Source organism: Bradyrhizobium sp. 44, from assembly GCF_023073095.1.
Classification (GTDB): Bacteria; Pseudomonadota; Alphaproteobacteria; order Rhizobiales; family Xanthobacteraceae; genus Bradyrhizobium.
The window spans coordinates 117,993-135,617 of the sequence record NZ_JADPIY010000029.1 but is presented as its reverse complement, the minus strand read 5'-3'; the positions used below and the strand labels follow the sequence as shown (position 1 = coordinate 135,617).

Here is a 17,625-nt window from a genome sequence, read left to right as displayed (position 1 = left end):
GCGCCAAAGCGCCGCAACATGCGTGCGGCCGACCGCGAGCGCGCCATCCTGGACGAGGCAATCCGATTCTTTGCCGAGCGCGGCTTCGAGGGGCAGACGCGCGAGCTCGCCAAGCGCCTGGGAATCACGCATTCGGCGATCTACCGCCACTTCCCGAGCAAGGAAGCGCTGATCGAGCGTGTCTACCAGGAGGTTTATCTCAGCCGCTGGTCGCCCGATTGGGGTCCGATGATCCGCGACCGCTCGCTATCGCTCGAGGCCCGGCTGACGCGCTTTTATCTCGACTATGTCGAACGCGTGTTCGAATACAATTGGGTGCGGATCTTCGTCTTCTCCGGCATGAAGTCGTTCGGCATCACCGGCCGCTATCTCGACATCATCAGGCGCGAGATCATCGAGCCGGCGGCCGGCGAACTGCGCCACGATCTGAAACTGCCCGAAGCAAAGACACATCCGCTCGGCGAGCGCGAGACCGAGCTGTTCTGGGGCCTGCACGGCCGGATTTTCTATCTCGCCATCCGCAAATTCATCTACGCGACGCCAATCCCGGCAGATCTCGACGCGATCGTTCGCGATGCCGTCCAGACCTTCATGGATGGCGCGAAGACCACGATGCCGAGGCTCCTGGCGCGCGACTGAGCCTGGCTACGTCGCCCGACTCGGCAGATTGAGCCCTTTGTCGCGGGCGCATTCGATCGCGGTCTCGTAACCCGCGTCGGCGTGGCGCATGACGCCGCTGGCAGGGTCGTTCCAGAGCACGCGCGCGATCCGCTTCGCCGCTTCCGGCGTACCGTCGGCGACGATCACCATGCCGGCATGCTGGGAATAGCCGATGCCGACGCCGCCGCCGTGATGCAGCGACACCCAGGTCGCGCCGCTGGCGCAATTGAGCAGCGCGTTGAGCAAGGGCCAGTCGGACACAGCGTCCGAACCGTCCTTCATCGCTTCGGTTTCGCGGTTGGGGCTCGCCACCGAGCCGCTGTCGAGATGGTCGCGGCCGATCACGATTGGTGCCTTCAATTCGCCACGCGCCACCATCTCGTTGAAGGCAAGGCCCAGGCGATCGCGATCGCCGAGCCCGACCCAGCAGATCCGCGCCGGCAGGCCTTGGAACTTGATGCGCTCCCTGGCCATGTCGAGCCAATTGTGCAGGTGCTTGTCGTCAGGCATCAGCTCCTTGACCTTGGCGTCGGTCTTGAAGATGTCCTCGGGATCGCCCGACAGCGCGGCCCAGCGGAACGGCCCGACGCCGCGGCAGAACAAGGGACGGATATAGGCGGGGACGAAGCCGGGAAAATCGAAGGCGTTCTTCAGGCCCATGTCCTGCGCCATCTGGCGAATGTTGTTGCCATAGTCGAGCGTCGGAATGCCCTGCGCATGGAAATCCAGCATGGCCTGGACGTGCTCGACCATCGAGGTCTTCGAGGCGCGCTCCACGGCCTTGGGGTCGGCGGCGCGCTTGGTTTCCCACTCGGCGAGTGTCCAGCCCTTCGGCAAATAGCCGTTGATCGGATCGTGCGCGCTGGTCTGATCGGTGACGATGTCGGGCCTGACACCGCGGCGGACCAGTTCGGGAAAAATCTCCGCGGCGTTGCCGAGCAGGCCGACCGAGATGGCCTTCATCGTCTTCGTCGCCTCCGCCATGATCGCAAGCGCCTCGTCGAGCGTCGCGGCCTGGCGATCGAGATAACCGGTGCGCAGACGCATCTCGATGCGGCTCGGCTGGCATTCGACCGCCACCATCGAAGCCCCGGCCATGGTCGCAGCCAACGGCTGCGCGCCCCCCATGCCGCCGAGACCGGCGGTCAGAATCCATTTGCCGGCAAGGCTGCCGCCATAGTGGCGGCGGCCAACTTCAACGAAGGTTTCGTAGGTGCCCTGCACAATGCCCTGGCTGCCGATATAGATCCAGGAACCGGCCGTCATCTGGCCGTACATCATCAGGCCCTTTCGATCGAGCTCGTTGAAATGGTCGAGCGTCGCCCAGTGCGGCACAATGTTGGAGTTGGCGATCAGGACACGCGGCGCGTCGGCATGGGTGCGGAACACACCGACCGGCTTGCCGGACTGGACCAGCAGCGTCTGGTCATCTTCGAGCTCGCGCAGCGAAGCAACGATCCGGTCAAAGCTCTCCCAGTCGCGCGCAGCGCGGCCGATGCCGCCATAGACCACGAGCTCGCTCGGACGTTCTGCAACGTCGGGATCGAGATTGTTCATGAGCATGCGCAGGGGCGCTTCCGTCAACCAGCTCTTGGCGCTGATTTCGCTGCCGCGGGGTGCGCGAATGGTGCGGTCATTGTCCAGTCGGCGGTTCATGCGGAACACCTCGTCAGGCAAGTGTCGGAAACGGGTCGGTTGAAAGCACGGCGAGCGCCGCAGCCGGCAGCGCGTCGGCCTCGACCAGCGCTGCAGCCTTGGAGAGATCGCCGGCCATGTAGCGGTCGGCGCCGAGCGGCGGCACCTGCTCGCGAAGTGTGGCGATGACGGCAGCGAGCGGCGCGCTGGTTGCGTGCGGCGCGCGCAGCGTGATGCCCTGGGCGGCGACCAGCAGCTCGATGCCCAGGATGGTGGCGAGATTGTCGGCCATGTCCGACAGCCTCCGCGCAGCATGCGCGGCCATCGAGACATGGTCTTCCTGGTTGGCGCTGGTCGGGGTCGAGTCGATCGAGCAGGCGGCGGCGCGCTGCCTGTTCTCGGCATAGAGCGCGGCCGCCGTCACTTCGGCGATCATGAATCCGGAATTGATACCGGGATCGGGAGTGAGGAACGGCGGCAGGCCGAAATTGAGCGCGGGATCGACCAGCGTCGCGATGCGCCGCTCGCTGATCGCACCGATTTCCGACAGCGCGAGCGCGATGGTATCCGCGGCAAAAGCCACCGGTTCGGCATGGAAGTTGCCGCCGGAGACGATCTCGCCGGTCTCGACCAGCACGAGCGGATTGTCGGTGACGGCATTGGCCTCGACGACAAGCGTCCGCGCCGCCTGCACGATCAGGTCGAGCGCCGCGCCCGCAACCTGCGGCTGGCAGCGCAGGCAATAGGGATCCTGCACGCGCTCGTCGCCTTCGAGATGCGACAGGCGGATGTCGCTGCCGTCGAGCAGCGCCATCAGGGTTGCCGCAGCCGCGGCCTGTCCGGAATGGCCGCGCAGCGACTGGATCTCGGGGCGGAACGGCGCAGTCGAGGCCATCGCCGCATCGACCGACAGCGCGCCGGTGACCAGCGCAGCGCGAGCCATGCGAAATGCGCGCAGCACGCCGGAGACGGCGTAGGCGGTGGAGAATTGCGTGCCGTTGATCAGCGCGAGCCCTTCCTTGGGACCGAGCGTCAGTGGCGGCAGGCCGGCGGCCGCGAGCGCCTCGCTGCCCGACACTGTCTTGCCGTCGACGATCGCCTGCCCTTCGCCGATCATCACAGCGGTCATATGCGCGAGCGGCGCGAGATCGCCGGAAGCACCGACCGAACCTTGCTGCGGCACCAGCGGTGAGACGCGCCGCGCCAGCATGGCCTGCAGCTGCTCGATCACCCCGCGGCGCACGCCGGAGGCGCCGCGCCCGAGGGAGATGATCTTCAGCGCCATCATCAGGCGGACGATCGGTTCGGGCGTCGCGGTGCCAACGCCGCAGCAATGCGAGACGATAAGATTGCGCTGGAGCAGCGCGGTCTGATCGGGCGGGATGCGCTTCGACGCCAGCTTCCCGAAGCCGGTGTTGATGCCGTAGACGGGAGCATCCGCTCGCGCGGCCCCTGCTACGATCTCCGCGGCCGCGTCGACGCGCGGCCAGAACGAGGGATCGAGAACGACAGATGCGCCTTCGAGCACGCGCGCGAGATCATCGAGGCTGACCGTTCCCGGCTTGACGACGATCGGCGCGCGCGGCTCCGTCACTGTCCCCTCCACACCCGGCGGTGCAGCGGATTGAAGCCGATGCGGTAGACCAGCTCGGCAGGGCGCTCGATGTCCCAGATCGCAAGGTCGCACCATTTGCCGGCCTCGAGCGTGCCGGTATCATGGAGCACGCCGAGCGCTCGCGCGCCTTCGCGAGTGACACCGGCAAGGCACTCGGTCACATTCATCCGGAACAGCGTCGCGCCCATGTTCATGGCGAGCAGGAGCGATGTCAGGGGCGAGCTGCCCGGATTGCAGTCGGTCGCCAGCGCCATGGCAACGCCGTGCTTGCGGAATGCCTCGACCGGAGGTTTTTGCGTCTCGCGGATGAAGTAGAAGGCGCCGGGCAGCAGCACGGCCACCGTTTCAGCTTTTGCCATCGCCGCTGCACCGGCTTCGTCGGTGTGCTCGAGGTGATCGGCCGAGAGCGCCGAGAATTTTGCGGCGAGCGCAGCGCCGCCGAGGTTCGAGAGCTGGTCGGCATGCAGCTTGACCGGCAGGCCAAGCCGCCTCGCTGCCTCGAACACCCGCGTCGTCTGCTCGCCGGAAAATGCGATCCCCTCCATGAAGGCATCGACCGCATCGGCCAAACCGGCTTTCGCGACCGCAGGCAACATCTCCCTGCAGACGAGATCGATGTAGCGATCCTTGTCGCCATCGGCCTCCGGCGGCAGGGCATGCGCACCGAGAAACGAGGTTCGGATCGCGACCGACCGCTGACGACCCAGGCTTCGCGCGGCGGCCAGCTGCCGCATCTCGGTCTCGGTGTCCAAGCCGTAGCCGGATTTGATCTCGACCGTGGTGGCGCCCTCGCCAATCAGCGCATCGAGCCGCGGCAGCGCGAGTGCTACGAGCTCGGCCTCGCTTGCCTTGCGCGTCGCGGCCACCGTCGAGACGATACCGCCGCCGGCGCGCGCGATCTCCTCGTAGCTCGCGCCCTTCAGGCGCAGCTCGAATTCATGAGCGCGGTTGCCGCCATAGACCAGATGCGTGTGGCAATCGATGAGACCGGGCGTGATCCAACGCCCTTCGCAATCGATGCGTTCGGCTGTATCGGCATTCGCCGGAAAATCGGCCTGCGCCCCCGCATAGACGATACGGCCGGCGCGCGCGGCGATCACGCCGTGCTCGATTTCGCCGAGATCGGGATGATCGGCCCGCATCGTGGCGAGCCGGGCGTTATGCCAGATCCGGTCGAAGCGTTCTGCCATGCAACTGTCCCTTCGCGTGGGATGCTTGACTTATATGTCTAGACATATAATCGTGTCGCGGTTCTGTCCAGCCGGCATGGAAACATGACACGACTGCATTTCGCCTCCGCGCTCCTGCCTTCGGGCTGGGCCAATGACGTGCAGGTGGTGATCACCGCCGGCGCGATCGCCGAGGTGACGCCGGGCGTGGCCCCGGCCACCGGCGACGAACGCCACCAAATCGCGCTTCCGGGACTTGCGAGCCTGCACAGCCACGCCTTCCAGCGCGGCATGGCGGGTCTCGCAGAACTGCGCGGCGATAGCACCGACACTTTCTGGACCTGGCGCGAGACGATGTATCGCTTTGCGCTGGCGATGACGCCTGACGACGTCGCAGCGGTCGCGACACTGCTTTATGTCGAGATGTTGGAGCAGGGTTTTACCCGCGTCGGCGAATTCCATTATCTGCATCACGATCGCGACGGCTCGCCCTACGCCGACATCAGCGAAATGGCCGCACGCATCGCGCAGGCCGCCGAGGTTTCGGGTATTGCGCTGACGTTGCTGCCGAGTTTTTATGCGCATGGCTCATTTGGCGGCGCAGCACCGCATGCCGGCCAGCGCCGCTTCATCTGCACGGTTGATCAGTTCGCCGCGCTGGTGAGCGCCTCGCGTAAGGCGCTCGCAACATTGCCGGGTGCCAACATCGGCGTCGCGCCGCACAGTTTGCGCGCTGTGACGCCGGCCGAGCTTGCGGCAATCCTTCCGCTCGCGGACGGCGGCCCGGTCCATATTCATGCCGCCGAGCAGGTGAAGGAAGTCGAGGATTGCCTGGCCTGGTCCGGACGACGTCCGGTGCAATGGTTGCTGGAGCACGCGCCCGTCGATCAACGCTGGTGCCTCATTCACGCCACCCATACCACGGCCGAGGAAGTCCGCGCCTTCGCCAAAGCCGGCGCGGTCGCCGGCCTCTGCCCCGTTACCGAGGCAAGCCTCGGCGATGGCATTTTCCCGGCTCGCGAATTCGTCGGTGCCGGCGGTGCCTTTGGCATCGGCACGGATTCCAACGTGCTGGTCGGCGTCGCCGACGAGCTGCGCCAGCTGGAATACGGCCAGCGGCTCAAGCACCGCGAGCGCAACGTGCTCTCCGCCGGCGCGGGGCGCTCGACGGGACGCACGCTGTTCGATCATGCGCTTGCAGGCGGCGCGCGGGCACTGGCACAGATGTCAGTCGGTCTCACACCCGGTGCGCGCGCCGACATCGTCACGCTCGACACCACGCATCCCTCGCTGGCGGGGCGCGCGCGCGACGCCGCCATCGACGGCTGGATCTTTGCCGCGGGCAGCGGTGCGATCGATTGCGTTTGGGCCGGCGGCGACAAGGTCGTCGAGGGCGGCCGGCACAGACTGCGCCAGGCCGCGCGCGAACACTTCAACACATCGGTGCGGAGGCTCGTTGCATGAGTCTCGCCACTGATACACCGGACCAGCCGACGCTCTACAAACGGATTCGTGCTGATATCGAGAAGCGCATTCTGACAGGCGAGTGGCCGCCCGGGCATCGCATCCCGTTCGAGCACGAGCTGGTGGCGCGTTACGGCTGCTCGCGCATGACCGTGAACAAGGCGCTGTCGGAGCTCGCGCAAGCCGACCTGATCGAGCGGCGGCGACGTGCCGGCTCCTTCGTGCGCCGGCCGCAACATCAGTCTGCCGTGCTCAAGATCGCCGACATGCGCGCCGAGATCACCGCGCTCGGGCGCGCTTACGGTTACGAGCTGATCGGTCGCAAGCTCCGCGCCGCGACCGCGGCCGACCGTGACCGCCTCGGTGTCAAGAAGGCCGGCAAGGTGGTCGCGATCACCTGCCGCCACAGCGCCGACAACGTACCTTTCGCCGTCGAGGACAGGTTGATCGATCTCGCGTCGGTGCCGGATGCGGCGACCGCAGATTTTTCGCGTGAGCCACCCGGCTCGTGGCTGCTTCACCATGTGCCATGGACAGAGGCCGAGCATACGATCAGCGCCATCGTCGCGGACGATCGCACGGCGGAGGCGCTCGACATCGCCGTCGGCGCACCCTGCCTCGTGATCGACCGCTATACCTGGCGCAGCGCGCGCACGATCACCGCGGTGCGGCTGCTCTATCCCGGTGACTCTCACCGCCTTGTCGCCCGATTCAAGGGAGGCTGAGAGGACGTGTCGGCACAAATCGTGCAACGCTTCGGGCAACGGTCCATGAGGACCGACCGAGATCAACAGGACGTCAATCCATCGATCGGCAAGAGGACGACAATCATGCGTAGTTCGAAAGTATTTGCGACAATCATTGCCCTCACAGCTTCCACGCCGGCGCTCGCCGACGACGTCAAGGTCGGCGTCGGCATCTCCGGATGGACCGGCTTCGCGCCGCTGACGCTGGCGAAGGAAGCCGGCATCTTCAAGAAGAACGGCCTCGAGGTCACCATCAAGAAGATTCCGCAGAAGGATCGCCATCTCGCAATCGCCTCCGGTGACGTCCAGTGCGCGGCAACGACCGTGGAGACCTGGATCTCCTGGAACGCCAACGGCGTCGCGACCAAGCAGATCTTCCAGCTCGACAAGAGCTACGGCGCCGACGGCATGGCCGTGCGTAACGAGCTCGCCGCGATCAAGGATCTGAAGGGCAAGACGGTTGCGGCTTCCGCGCCCGGCACCTCGCCCTATTTCGCGCTGGCCTGGATGCTGAAGAAGAACGGCTTGTCGGTGAAGGACGTCACCGTCGTGAACCTCGAGCCGGCCGCGGCCGCACAGGCCTTCGTCTCCGGCCAGAACGATGCCGCGATGACCTATGAGCCGTATCTGTCGACGGTTCGTGCCGCACCCGACAAGGGCAAGATCATCGCGACCACGCTCGACTATCCGATGGTCATGGACACGTTCGGTTGCACGCCGAAATTCCTCACCGAGAACCCGAAGGCCGCCAAGGCGCTCGCCGACAGCTATTTCGAGGCCCTCGACATGATCGCCAAGGACCAGGCCAAGGCCTACGAGATCATGGGTGCCGACGTGAAGCAGAGCGGCGAGGCGTTCGGCAACTCGGCGAAGTATCTGCGCTGGCAGGACAAGGCCGCCAACCAGAAATTCTTCGCCGGCGATTTCCTGACCTTCAACAAGGAGGCCGCCGACCTCCTGCTCGAGATCGGCATCATCAAGGCCGCGCCGAAGGTCGAGGATCTCTTTGACGCCAGCTACATCAACTAAATCTCCTAGCAGCCGCCGGCCCCGTCTCGCGGCGGGGCCGGCAAACTTGTTCACCGCCCGGATAGACAGTTTGATGCGTCCCCTCGATCCCGTGACGTCAAGGCAGCGCGTGGCTTACGGCCTTGCGTTCTTCGTAGTGTTCGTTGCCCTGTGGTCCTGGGCGACCTTCGGCGGCCACGTGTCGAAGGTGTTCCTCGCCAACCCGCTGACCATGGTGCAGGAAGGCGTCGATCTGATCATCAAACAGGGCTTCCTGTTCGACATCGGCATGACGATCTGGCGCGTCGTCGGCGGCTTCGTGCTCGCCGCGCTCATCGCGGTGCCGCTCGGCGTGCTGATGGGCGCCTACAAGCCGGTCGAGGCGTTCCTCGAACCGTTCGTCTCCTTTGCGCGCTATCTGCCAGCCTCCGCCTTCATTCCCCTCCTGATCCTGTGGGCCGGCATCGGCGAGCTGCAGAAGCTGCTCGTCATCTTCATCGGCTCGGTGTTCCAGATCATCCTGATGATCGCGGTCACCGTCGGCACGACGCGGCGCGACCTGGTCGAGGCGGCCTATACACTGGGGGCCAGCGACCGTGGCATCATCCGCCGCGTGCTGTTGCCCTCCTCCGCGCCTGAGATCGCCGAGATCTTGCGGCTGGTGCTGGGCTGGGCCTGGACCTATGTCATCGTCGCTGAACTGATCGGCTCCTCCTCCGGCATCGGCCACATGATCACCGACAGCCAGGCGCTGCTCAACACCGGCCAGATCATCTTCGGCATCATCGTGATCGGGCTGATCGGCCTGGTCTCGGACTTCCTGTTCAAGGCGTTCAACGCGTGGCTGTTTCCCTGGAGGCTCGCATGACGATCCTCAAGATCGAACAGGTCTCGCGAACCTTTCCCGCGCGCCACGGCAACGCCCCGACCAGGGCGCTGGAGCCGACCGATCTTGTGATCGGCAACAACGACTTCGTCACCATCCTCGGCCCTTCCGGCTGCGGCAAGTCCACGCTGCTTCGCATCGTCGCCGGCCTCGATCGCCCGACCGGCGGACGCGTGGTGCTCGATGGACGCGAGGTGACTGGCCCGGGCGCCGATCGCGGCATGGTGTTCCAGTCCTACACGTTGTTTCCCTGGCTGACGGTACGCGAGAACATCGCCTTCGGCCTGCGCGAGCGTGGCGTATCCGAGGCGGAGCGAAACAAGATCGCCGACGCCTTCATCCGCCAGGTCGGCCTGTCCGGCTTCGAGAACCATTGGCCGAAACAGCTCTCCGGCGGCATGCAGCAGCGCACCGCGATCGCGCGCGCGCTCGCCAATGATCCCAAGATCCTGCTGCTCGATGAGCCCTTCGGCGCGCTCGACAACCAGACGCGCGCCCTGATGCAGGAAATGCTGCTCGGGATCTGGGAGCGCGACCAGAAGACCGTGCTGTTCGTGACCCACGACATCGAGGAAGCGATCTTCCTCGGCAGCCGCGTCATCGTCATGAGCGCACGCCCCGGCCGCATCAAGGCCGAGATCAACGTGGACCTGCCGCATCCGCGCTCCTACAAGATCAAGACCACACCCGAATTCGTCCAGTTGAAGGAACGGCTGGTCGAGGAGATCCGCACCGAGGCGTTGAAGGTTGCCGAACATGCCTGACACCTTTTCACGCGCAAACGGCGAGCGCGTTCTCGCCGATCTCAATGCGCTCCGTGCCATCGGCGCCTACAAGACCGGCGTGCACAAACCGACCTTCTCCGAACCGCACAAGCTTTCGCTGGATTGGCTGGTGCGGAAGCTGCCCGACGCGGGCCTCTCCGCCGCGATCGACGGCATCGGCAATGTCTTCGGCACCAGCGCAAAGGCGGGACCCAAGCTGCTCGCGGGATCGCATCTCGAAAGCCAGAACTACGCCGGCTGGCTCGACGGCCCGCTCGGTGTCGTCTACGCGCTCGAAGCGGCGCGCGTGCTCAATGCCGATCCCTCGCTCGAAGGCGCGGTCGAGATTGCCGCCTGGTGCGACGAGGAAGGACACTTTGGGCACTTCCTCGGTTCGCGCTCCTATGTCGGGCAAGTGAGCGAGGCCGACATTGATGCCGCACGCGACCGCACCAGCGGCCGCACCATGCGGGACGCACTCGCCGACATGGGGCTCGCAGGACGACCGCGCATCACCGCCGAGCCGGGCCGGCACGTCGGATATCTGGAAGCCCATATCGAGCAGGGCGACACGCTCGAAAGCGGTCGCCTTGCGGTCGGCGTCGTCACCTCCATCGTCGGCATCTGGCAATACCAGATCAATTTCGTCGGTGAGCAGAATCACGCCGGCACCACCCGCATGGCTGCACGGAAGGATGCCGGGCTGGCGCTGGCAAAGTTCTGCGTCGCCATCGACGAGCGTTTTCCCGAGAGCTGCGGTCCGCGCACGGTCTGGACCACCGGCCGCATCACGCTCGATCCGGGCGCGCCGAGCATCATTCCGGGTGGCGCCGAAATGCTGTTCCAGATCCGCGACGACGATCCTTCCGTCATCGCCCGGTTGGAAGAGCTGCTGCGGAGCATGGCGGACGAGGCCAGTGCGAAGGGTCCCTGCACCGTCACCGTGGAAAAACTGCGCACCGGCGCGCCGGCCATGATGAAGGCAGGCATCCAGGACGCGATCGAAGCCGCGAGCAAGACTCTGGCCGGCGGACGATCCATTCGCATGCCCAGCGGTGCCGGCCATGATGCGCAGATGCTGGCGACAATCATGCCCGCGGGCATGCTGTTCGTACCGTCGATCGGCGGCATCAGCCATCACTGGACCGAGAACACCGCCGACGTCGACATCGTCACCGGCGCCCAGGTGTTCGTCGAAGCTTGCCGGAGGATACTCAGCGGCTAGAACGCCGCCCCACTCTCGTGTCTCGGAAGCGCTGCAACGCACCGTCGAAGAGACGCTGCGCTGCGTCCGGCACGAGAACGGAGTGTGGCGCACACTCTCTCCACATCGTCATTGCGAGCGCAGCGACTTGTCCGCCGAAGCTTTAGCGAAGGCGGAAGCAATCCAGAATCCCTCCGCGGCGGCAGATTGGATTGCTTCGCTGCGCTCGCAATGACGGAGCATGAGGCGGCAGCGGCACTTTTCCAGCTCGCATTTTGAATTGCAGATGCAGCTTCGCATCCTCGCGGCGCGTTTCGCCCGAGTTTTGCCTGGTCATTCCACCCCCAAAGCCAAGAGGGCGCAGGGAAGGCCGGGTGCCGGCTGGCACCCGCGGTCCGCTGCGCGAAGATGTAGCGCAAAAGAACCGCACAGCAGCATACAGGTGTAGCCAATCACTCGGCCTTCCCTGCGCGATGGTTGGACGGCTTATGCCGTGCTCTCCCGGGAGCCGAGTTCCTTTTGGCCTCCCTCACCCCAACGAAATTCACCGACACCGCGCCGGTTGACGCAGATGCCGCATTCGCCAGGACTTGACCGTAGCAACGACGGCCAGGACCACACGGTTTTGCCGTACGCACGGCCCGCCATTTCGTCACCGGTTTCGACGACGTTGTGCACGTTGCCGCCGACCTGATGACGAGACGAAGCCTAGCAGCGCCGCTCGTCGGAACGAAGCCTCGGGCTCACGGAGAGCAATCCGCCCTGCCCTTAGCCTCTCGTCCCCGAACGCTGCCGCGTCCACCGCAAGCCCGGCTCGCGAACGTGACGACCACAAGATCGCCCCTCAAGAATGAGCCGGGATGGGCGACACATACGCCATTTCCGAATTTCGGTAAAGTGGAATATTTTTGCGCGGTGAGATTGACAGGAGGGCGACACAGAGGCGGTCGTGTAGCCCGGATGGAGCGCAAGCGTAATCCGGGACGGTGCCGAATGCGCGCGAGCGGCTCCGGATTGCGCTGCGCTCCATCCGGGCTACGAAGCCTCACTCCTTTGTTCGCACTGGCGTTCCGTCCGCCCAGGGCCGCCTGCGACAAATTCGAGTCCGCCGCGGACATAAAGACGCAACAATTGCGAGGCTTGTCGATCGCCCCCGCCCTAATTCTCCTCCCCGGAGTTCCCATGTCTTCTGCCGACAAGCCGGCGACACGCCTTGCGACCAGGCTTGCCTTCCTCGTCGCGGGCTTCGGCATCGCGTGCTGGGCACCGCTGGTGCCGTTCGCGAAGGCGCGGCTCGCCGTCGACGACGGCATCCTCGGACTGCTCCTGCTCAGCCTTGGCATCGGCTCGGTCATCGCGATGGTTCTGACCGGCGTGCTGAGCGCGCGCTATGGCAGCAAGCCGATCATCATTGCGGGCGGGCTCGGTCTTGCCTTGGTCCTGCCTCTGCTGACAATCGCGAGCTCGCCGGCGACGCTGGCGCTGGCACTCCTCGCATTCGGTGCCGCGCTCGGTTCCATCGACGTCGCCATGAACATCCACGCGGTGGAGGTGGAGCGCGTCGCGGGACGTCCGCTGATGTCCGGCTTCCACGCGCTGTTCAGCATCGGCGGCTTCGCCGGGGCCGCGCTCATGACCGCACTGCTCTCGCTGCAACTCGGCGCGCTCGCTTGCACGCTGATCTGCTCCGTCCTGATGCTGATCGCGATGCTGGTGGCCTGGCCGCGGCTGCTTCGCTCCGTGCAGGTGCAGGAGGGACCGCTGTTCGTGCTGCCGCATGGCGCCGTGCTCCTGCTCGCACTGCTTTGCGCCATCACCTTCCTGGTCGAAGGCGCGATGCTCGATTGGGGCGCGTTGCTCGTCATCGGCGCGGGCCTCGTTTCCGAGGCGCAGGGCGGGATCGGCTATATCGTGTTCTCGGTCGCGATGACGATCGGGCGGCTCGGCGGCGACGCCGTCGTCGCGCGCATTGGAGACCGCACCACATTGTTCTGGGGCAGCCTGATTGCGATCGCGGGTTTCGTGGTCCTGCTCACGGCTCCCGTCGTGGCGGTGGCTGTGGCCGGCTTCCTGCTCATCGGCCTCGGCGCATCGAACCTCGTGCCGGTGCTGTTCCGCCGGGCGGCGAGGCAGACGGTGATGCCCACGGGGCTCGCCGTCGCAGCGATCACGACCGCCGGCTACGCCGGCGTTCTCGTCGGCCCCGCCGGTGTCGGCTTCGTCGCACGCCTTGGCGGATTGCCGGTCGCGTTCTGGCTCCTGGCCGCGCTGATGGGTCTCGTCACGCTGACGGCGCGCATTGTCACGCGCGCCGACGGCTGAGCGGCCTCACAAATTGCTCAGCCCGATCGATTTGATCAGGGGCGCGAGGCTTGCGGATGTGGCCTCGACGATGCGCTGGAATTTGTCCGGGCTTGAATCGTTGTCCGGCTCCATGCCCTGGGCGCGATAGCTCGCCAGAAGCGCCGAATCGGCCATGGCGAGCCGCGTCGCCTGCGCAATCCGGTCGATGATCGCATCGCCGGTGTCCTTGGGTGCGAACAGACCGAACCAGCCCTCATACCGGATGCCGGGCATGCCGGATTCGACGGCGGTCGGGATCTCGGGCGCGCCGCTCAGCCGCGTTTCGGTGGTGACCGCCAGCAGTCTGACTTTCCCCGCTTGAGCCAACTGCTGCAATTGAACGGACATGACGGCAATGACGAGCGATATCTGGCCGCTGACGAGATCGTTGGTCGCCTGCGCGATGCCCCGATAGGGCACGTGGACGATGTCCAGTGCACCGGCCTGCTGCTTGAAGGACTCGCCGACCAGATGGTTTCCGGTGGCGATCCCCGGCGTGCCATAGGACAGCTTTCCCGGATTGGCTTTCGCATAGGTGATCAACTCGCGCAGGTTTGCGGCGTGCACCGAAGGATTGATGGCGAAAACCAGCGCGCTGTTGATCAGGCGGTAGATGGCGCGGAAATCGCCAACGGAATATCCGGGATTCGCCGACGTCATGGGAATGATGACCTGCGTGCTGCCGTTGCCGAGCAGCAGCGAATAGCCGTCGGGCTCCTCGCGCGCGACCGCCGCGGTCCCGATGGCGCCGCCCGCGCCGCCGATATATTCGACGAAGGTCGGCCCCAGCAGCGACGGCATCCTGTCCACCCAGGGGCGCGCGATCTGGTCGCCCGATCCGCCGGCTCCGTAGGGAATCACCAGGCGAATGGGACGAGACGGATAGTCGGCGGCTTGTCCGCTTCGGGGAAGCGCGGCGAGCGCCGCCGCGCTTGTCAACGCGTGCACGAATTGTCGCCGCGTGAAAGAGGTCATGCTGGAAATTCCGGAAGTCGGCAGTCAATGTGGTGGCGGGACCGGCTCCCGGACCATGCCATCGCAGCAATCCGGCACCACAGTCAATGCTCCATCCGGACGAGCCCCGGTGTCATCGCGTTGTCACGTCGGCCTAACTCTTTACTTTCCAAGCATAATTTCGCGAGCGAGCCGACCCAAGCCGTCCACGCAGGGCTGCCAGCCCTGCCCACTGCTTTCGGCCAGTTTACTGTACGCCTCATTCTGGTAGACCAAAAAGTAATACCTTTTGACTCCCTTCGAGGGGGCGATGGCGCGTGCCAGATCGTAGCGAAGACTCGGCCATTTCCTTTGGGCCATTTCGACTGTTTCCAAAGTCCCGGCTCTTGGAGAAGGAGGGCTCGCCGCTTCATGTCGGCGGCCGCGCGCTCGACATTCTCATCTTCCTTGCCGGACGCCCCGGAGAAGTCGTCGACAAGAGAGAGTTGGTCAAGCGCATCTGGGCCGGCGTCAATGTCGACGAGGGCAGCCTGCGCTTCCACGTCGCGGCGCTGCGCAAGGCGCTCGGCGACACCGGCAAGTCGGCCCGTTACGTCGTCAACGTGCCGGGCCGAGGCTATTGTTTTGTCGCCTCGTTCGCTCAAGCAGCTCTGCCGGCCGCCCCGCTCCCGGCCGAAACCGCCCCTCCCCGCTCCCTGCCCGCTCAGCTCACAAGGATGGTCGGCCGGGAAGATGTCATCGAGAAGATCTCGAACGGACTTTCGCTCTATCGCTTCATGACCGTCGTCGGCCCGGGCGGCATCGGCAAGACCTCGGTCGCCGTCACCGTCGGGCATCGCCGTTCCCAGGATTTCGACGGGCGAGTCTTCTTTGTCGATTTCGGTCCGCTGAGGGATGCCAGTCACATCGCGACCACCATTGCTTCGGCGCTCGGACTGACCATCAGCGCGGAGGATCCGACGCCGGCTCTGCTGACGTTTCTGAAGACCGGCCCGGCCCTGCTGATCTTCGACGGTTGCGAACATGTGTTGGATCAATTGGCGCCGCTGGTCGAGCACATCGTTCGCGAGGCACCGCGGCTTCGTGTTCTCGCAACCAGCCGCGAATCGTTCCGCAGCGAAGGCGAGCGGATTTTCCGGCTGTTCCCGCTGGATTGTCCGCCCGAGCGCGAAGGGCTTGCTGTCGACGAGGTCCTTGCCTATCCCGCGGCTCAACTCTTTGTGGACCGCATTGCGCAGAGCTCGGGCCCGTTCCAGCTCAGTGCAGAGGAGGCGCCCCTCGTCGCGAGCATCTGCCGGCGCCTCGACGGCATCGCGCTGGCGATCGAGCTCGCGGCGGGCCGCGTCAATGCTTACGGCATCGCCGGCACGGCATCCCTGCTCGACAGCCGCTTTTCGCTGCAATGGCGGGGCCGGCGTACCGCCGTGCCGCGGCACCAGACGCTCGCTGCGGCTCTCGACTGGAGCTACGACCTTCTGCCTCCCGTGGAGAGCGCCACGCTGCGACGCCTGTCGGTCTTTGCCGGCCCTTTCGCGCCGGAGGCGGCTGCCGCGGTCGCGTCCGGTGACGGACTCAATGCGTCCGAGACTCTCGAAGCAATCGACAGCCTGGTGACCAAGTCGCTTATTTCGCCGTCCGGCTCGCGCACGCTGCGCTATCGGCTGCTCGACACCACGCGCACCTATGCATACGGAAAACTCAACGAGCTCGGCGAAGCCAGGCAGTTCGCGCGGCGTCATGCCGAGCATTTTCGCGATTTATTCCAGCGCGCGGAGGCGGATATTTCAACGCCGCTGCCCGAATGGCTGAGCATCTATGGCGCGGAGCTGGACAATGTGCGTGCGGCGTTGGACTGGGCCTTCGGCCCCGACGGCGAGGCGAGACTCGGTATCGCGCTGACGGCGGCCGCGGTCACGCTGTGGGTGCGTCTTTCGCTGTTCGCGGAGTGCCGTGAGCGCAGCAGAACGGCCCTCGCGGCGCTCGGAGACACCGCCGACGATAACCGCATCCGCATGCAGCTCCTGTCGGCGCTCGGCTGGTCGCTGATGTATGGCGAGGGCCGCGCGCGCGAGGCGCGGCCGATCCTCGAGACGACCCTTGAGCTTGCTGACAGGCTCGACGACAAGGATTTCCGGCTGCGCGCGCTCTGGGGCTTGTGCATCGACCAGTTCAACAACGGACAGTTCGGCAAGGCCCGTGCGCTCGCCGATCGCTTTGCGAACGCGGCCGCGAACTCGCCCGACAAGACCGATGTCATGCTGGGCGACCGGCTGATGGCCGTGGCGCTGCACTATCTCGGGGATCAGAACGAGGCTCGGCTGCGCATCGAGCGGGTCAATGCATCGCTGCATGTGTTGGCGGAGAAGCCGAAAATCTTTCCGCTCGATCTGAGAATCTCAACGCAATATTTTCGGGCTCGCATCCTGTGGCTTCAAGGCCTGGCCGATCAGGCTCAGGCCCTTACCGCCAGAAACATCGAGGAAGGCCGGGCCAACGGCCACGCGCTGACCTTCTGCAGCGTGCTTGGACAAGCCGCCTGCCCGATCGCCTTCTGGTCCGGCGATTTCGACGCTGCGGAACGCCACGGCGCCGAGCTGCTCGAACACACCGAGCGCCACGCGATCCGGCTGTGGGGCCTGTGGGCGCGGGCCTTCAATGCCGCGGTCATGGTCAAGCGCGGCGACGTCACGACCGGGTTGCCGCTGCTGCGTGAGGAGCTCAATCGCGCCGGCGATGCGCGCTTCCTGCCGCGCTTTCTGCCCCTGCTCGGCGAGCTCGCCGCGTGTTCCGGAGAGGCCGACCAGGTCGATCGCGGGCTCGACGTGATCGAGGATGTCCTGACCCGCTGCAACGACCGGCAGGAGCTCTGGTATCTGCCGGAGCTGATCCGCATCAAGGGAGAGTTGATGCTCAGGAGCACTCGGCATTCGGAAGACGCCGAGACCCACTTTCGCGAGGCCATGGACATTGCCGTCCAGCAAGGCGCGCGCTTCTGGGAGCTGCGAAGCGCGGTCAGCCTGGCGCGGTTCATGATTGGGGCTGGCCAGACCACGGAAGCCTTGGCAATTCTGGAACGCGCATGCGGGCCTTTCAAAGAGGGCGCCGGCATCGCCGAGATCCGTAGCGCCCACGATTTGATCGAGCAGCTCCGGGCTTGACGAGTCGGCTGACCGGCAC

General features: G+C 65.6%; 13 protein-coding genes. 9 read left to right on the top strand and 4 right to left on the bottom strand.

Features of this window, described 5'->3' with window-relative positions; all coding sequences use genetic code 11:
* Positions 1–18 precede the first annotated feature (18 nt).
* Positions 19–639 carry a TetR/AcrR family transcriptional regulator gene (locus IVB41_RS26345; protein ID WP_027519406.1) on the top strand — a complete coding sequence of 207 codons (621 nt, stop codon included), beginning with the start codon at positions 19–21 and terminating at the stop codon, positions 637–639.
* A 6-nt stretch (positions 640–645) separates the two neighbouring features.
* Here the strand turns inward: IVB41_RS26345 and hutU are convergent, their stop codons facing one another.
* The 3 genes from hutU to hutI are packed head-to-tail and all read right to left on the bottom strand — an operon-like array spanning position 646 to position 5,100.
* Complete coding sequence (hutU, locus tag IVB41_RS26340; RefSeq protein WP_247436409.1) at positions 646–2,316, bottom strand: urocanate hydratase; 1,671 nt, start codon at positions 2,314–2,316, stop codon at positions 646–648.
* A gap of 13 nt (positions 2,317–2,329) precedes the next feature.
* Entirely contained in the window at positions 2,330–3,889 is a 1,560-nt protein-coding gene (hutH, locus tag IVB41_RS26335; protein WP_247436406.1) for a histidine ammonia-lyase, read from the bottom strand.
* Positions 3,886–5,100, bottom strand: coding sequence for an imidazolonepropionase (gene hutI / locus IVB41_RS26330; protein WP_247436403.1), 1,215 nt, complete (start codon positions 5,098–5,100; stop codon positions 3,886–3,888). Before hutI ends, hutH begins: the two co-directional genes overlap by 4 nt.
* Before the next feature lie 84 nt (positions 5,101–5,184).
* On the opposite strand from hutI, the gene IVB41_RS26325 reads away from it, so the two are divergent.
* From IVB41_RS26325 to IVB41_RS26295, 7 genes are all read left to right on the top strand, one after another.
* Positions 5,185–6,543 (top strand): formimidoylglutamate deiminase, encoded by a 1,359-nt coding sequence (locus tag IVB41_RS26325; protein WP_247436400.1) that lies wholly within the window; start codon positions 5,185–5,187, stop codon positions 6,541–6,543.
* Positions 6,540–7,268 (top strand): histidine utilization repressor, encoded by a 729-nt coding sequence (gene hutC / locus IVB41_RS26320; RefSeq protein ID WP_247402712.1) that lies wholly within the window; start codon positions 6,540–6,542, stop codon positions 7,266–7,268. Before IVB41_RS26325 ends, hutC begins: the two co-directional genes overlap by 4 nt.
* A 105-nt stretch (positions 7,269–7,373) precedes the next feature.
* On the top strand, positions 7,374–8,318 hold the full coding sequence (locus IVB41_RS26315) for an ABC transporter substrate-binding protein (RefSeq protein ID WP_247436386.1): 945 nt from the start codon (positions 7,374–7,376) through the stop codon (positions 8,316–8,318).
* 73 nt (positions 8,319–8,391) lie between these two features.
* Positions 8,392–9,165 (top strand): ABC transporter permease, encoded by a 774-nt coding sequence (locus IVB41_RS26310; RefSeq protein WP_247359206.1) that lies wholly within the window; start codon positions 8,392–8,394, stop codon positions 9,163–9,165.
* On the top strand, positions 9,162–9,947 hold the full coding sequence (locus IVB41_RS26305; RefSeq protein ID WP_247402708.1) for an ABC transporter ATP-binding protein: 786 nt from the start codon (positions 9,162–9,164) through the stop codon (positions 9,945–9,947). Before IVB41_RS26310 ends, IVB41_RS26305 begins: the two co-directional genes overlap by 4 nt.
* Complete coding sequence (locus IVB41_RS26300; RefSeq protein WP_247290687.1) at positions 9,940–11,172, top strand: Zn-dependent hydrolase; 1,233 nt, start codon at positions 9,940–9,942, stop codon at positions 11,170–11,172. Before IVB41_RS26305 ends, IVB41_RS26300 begins: the two co-directional genes overlap by 8 nt.
* 1,161 nt (positions 11,173–12,333) lie before the next feature.
* The gene (locus IVB41_RS26295; RefSeq protein WP_247436368.1) at positions 12,334–13,473 is read left to right on the top strand and encodes an MFS transporter; all 1,140 of its coding nucleotides are present in this window, start codon (positions 12,334–12,336) and stop codon (positions 13,471–13,473) included.
* A gap of 6 nt (positions 13,474–13,479) precedes the next feature.
* On the opposite strand, the gene IVB41_RS26290 is transcribed toward IVB41_RS26295, so the two are convergent.
* Positions 13,480–14,469 (bottom strand): tripartite tricarboxylate transporter substrate binding protein, encoded by a 990-nt coding sequence (locus IVB41_RS26290; protein ID WP_247436366.1) that lies wholly within the window; start codon positions 14,467–14,469, stop codon positions 13,480–13,482.
* Positions 14,470–14,765: 296 nt separating this feature from the next.
* Between IVB41_RS26290 and IVB41_RS26285 the strand changes: the two genes are divergently transcribed.
* The gene (locus IVB41_RS26285) at positions 14,766–17,606 is read left to right on the top strand and encodes a winged helix-turn-helix domain-containing protein (RefSeq protein ID WP_247436364.1); all 2,841 of its coding nucleotides are present in this window, start codon (positions 14,766–14,768) and stop codon (positions 17,604–17,606) included.
* Positions 17,607–17,625 lie beyond the last annotated feature (19 nt).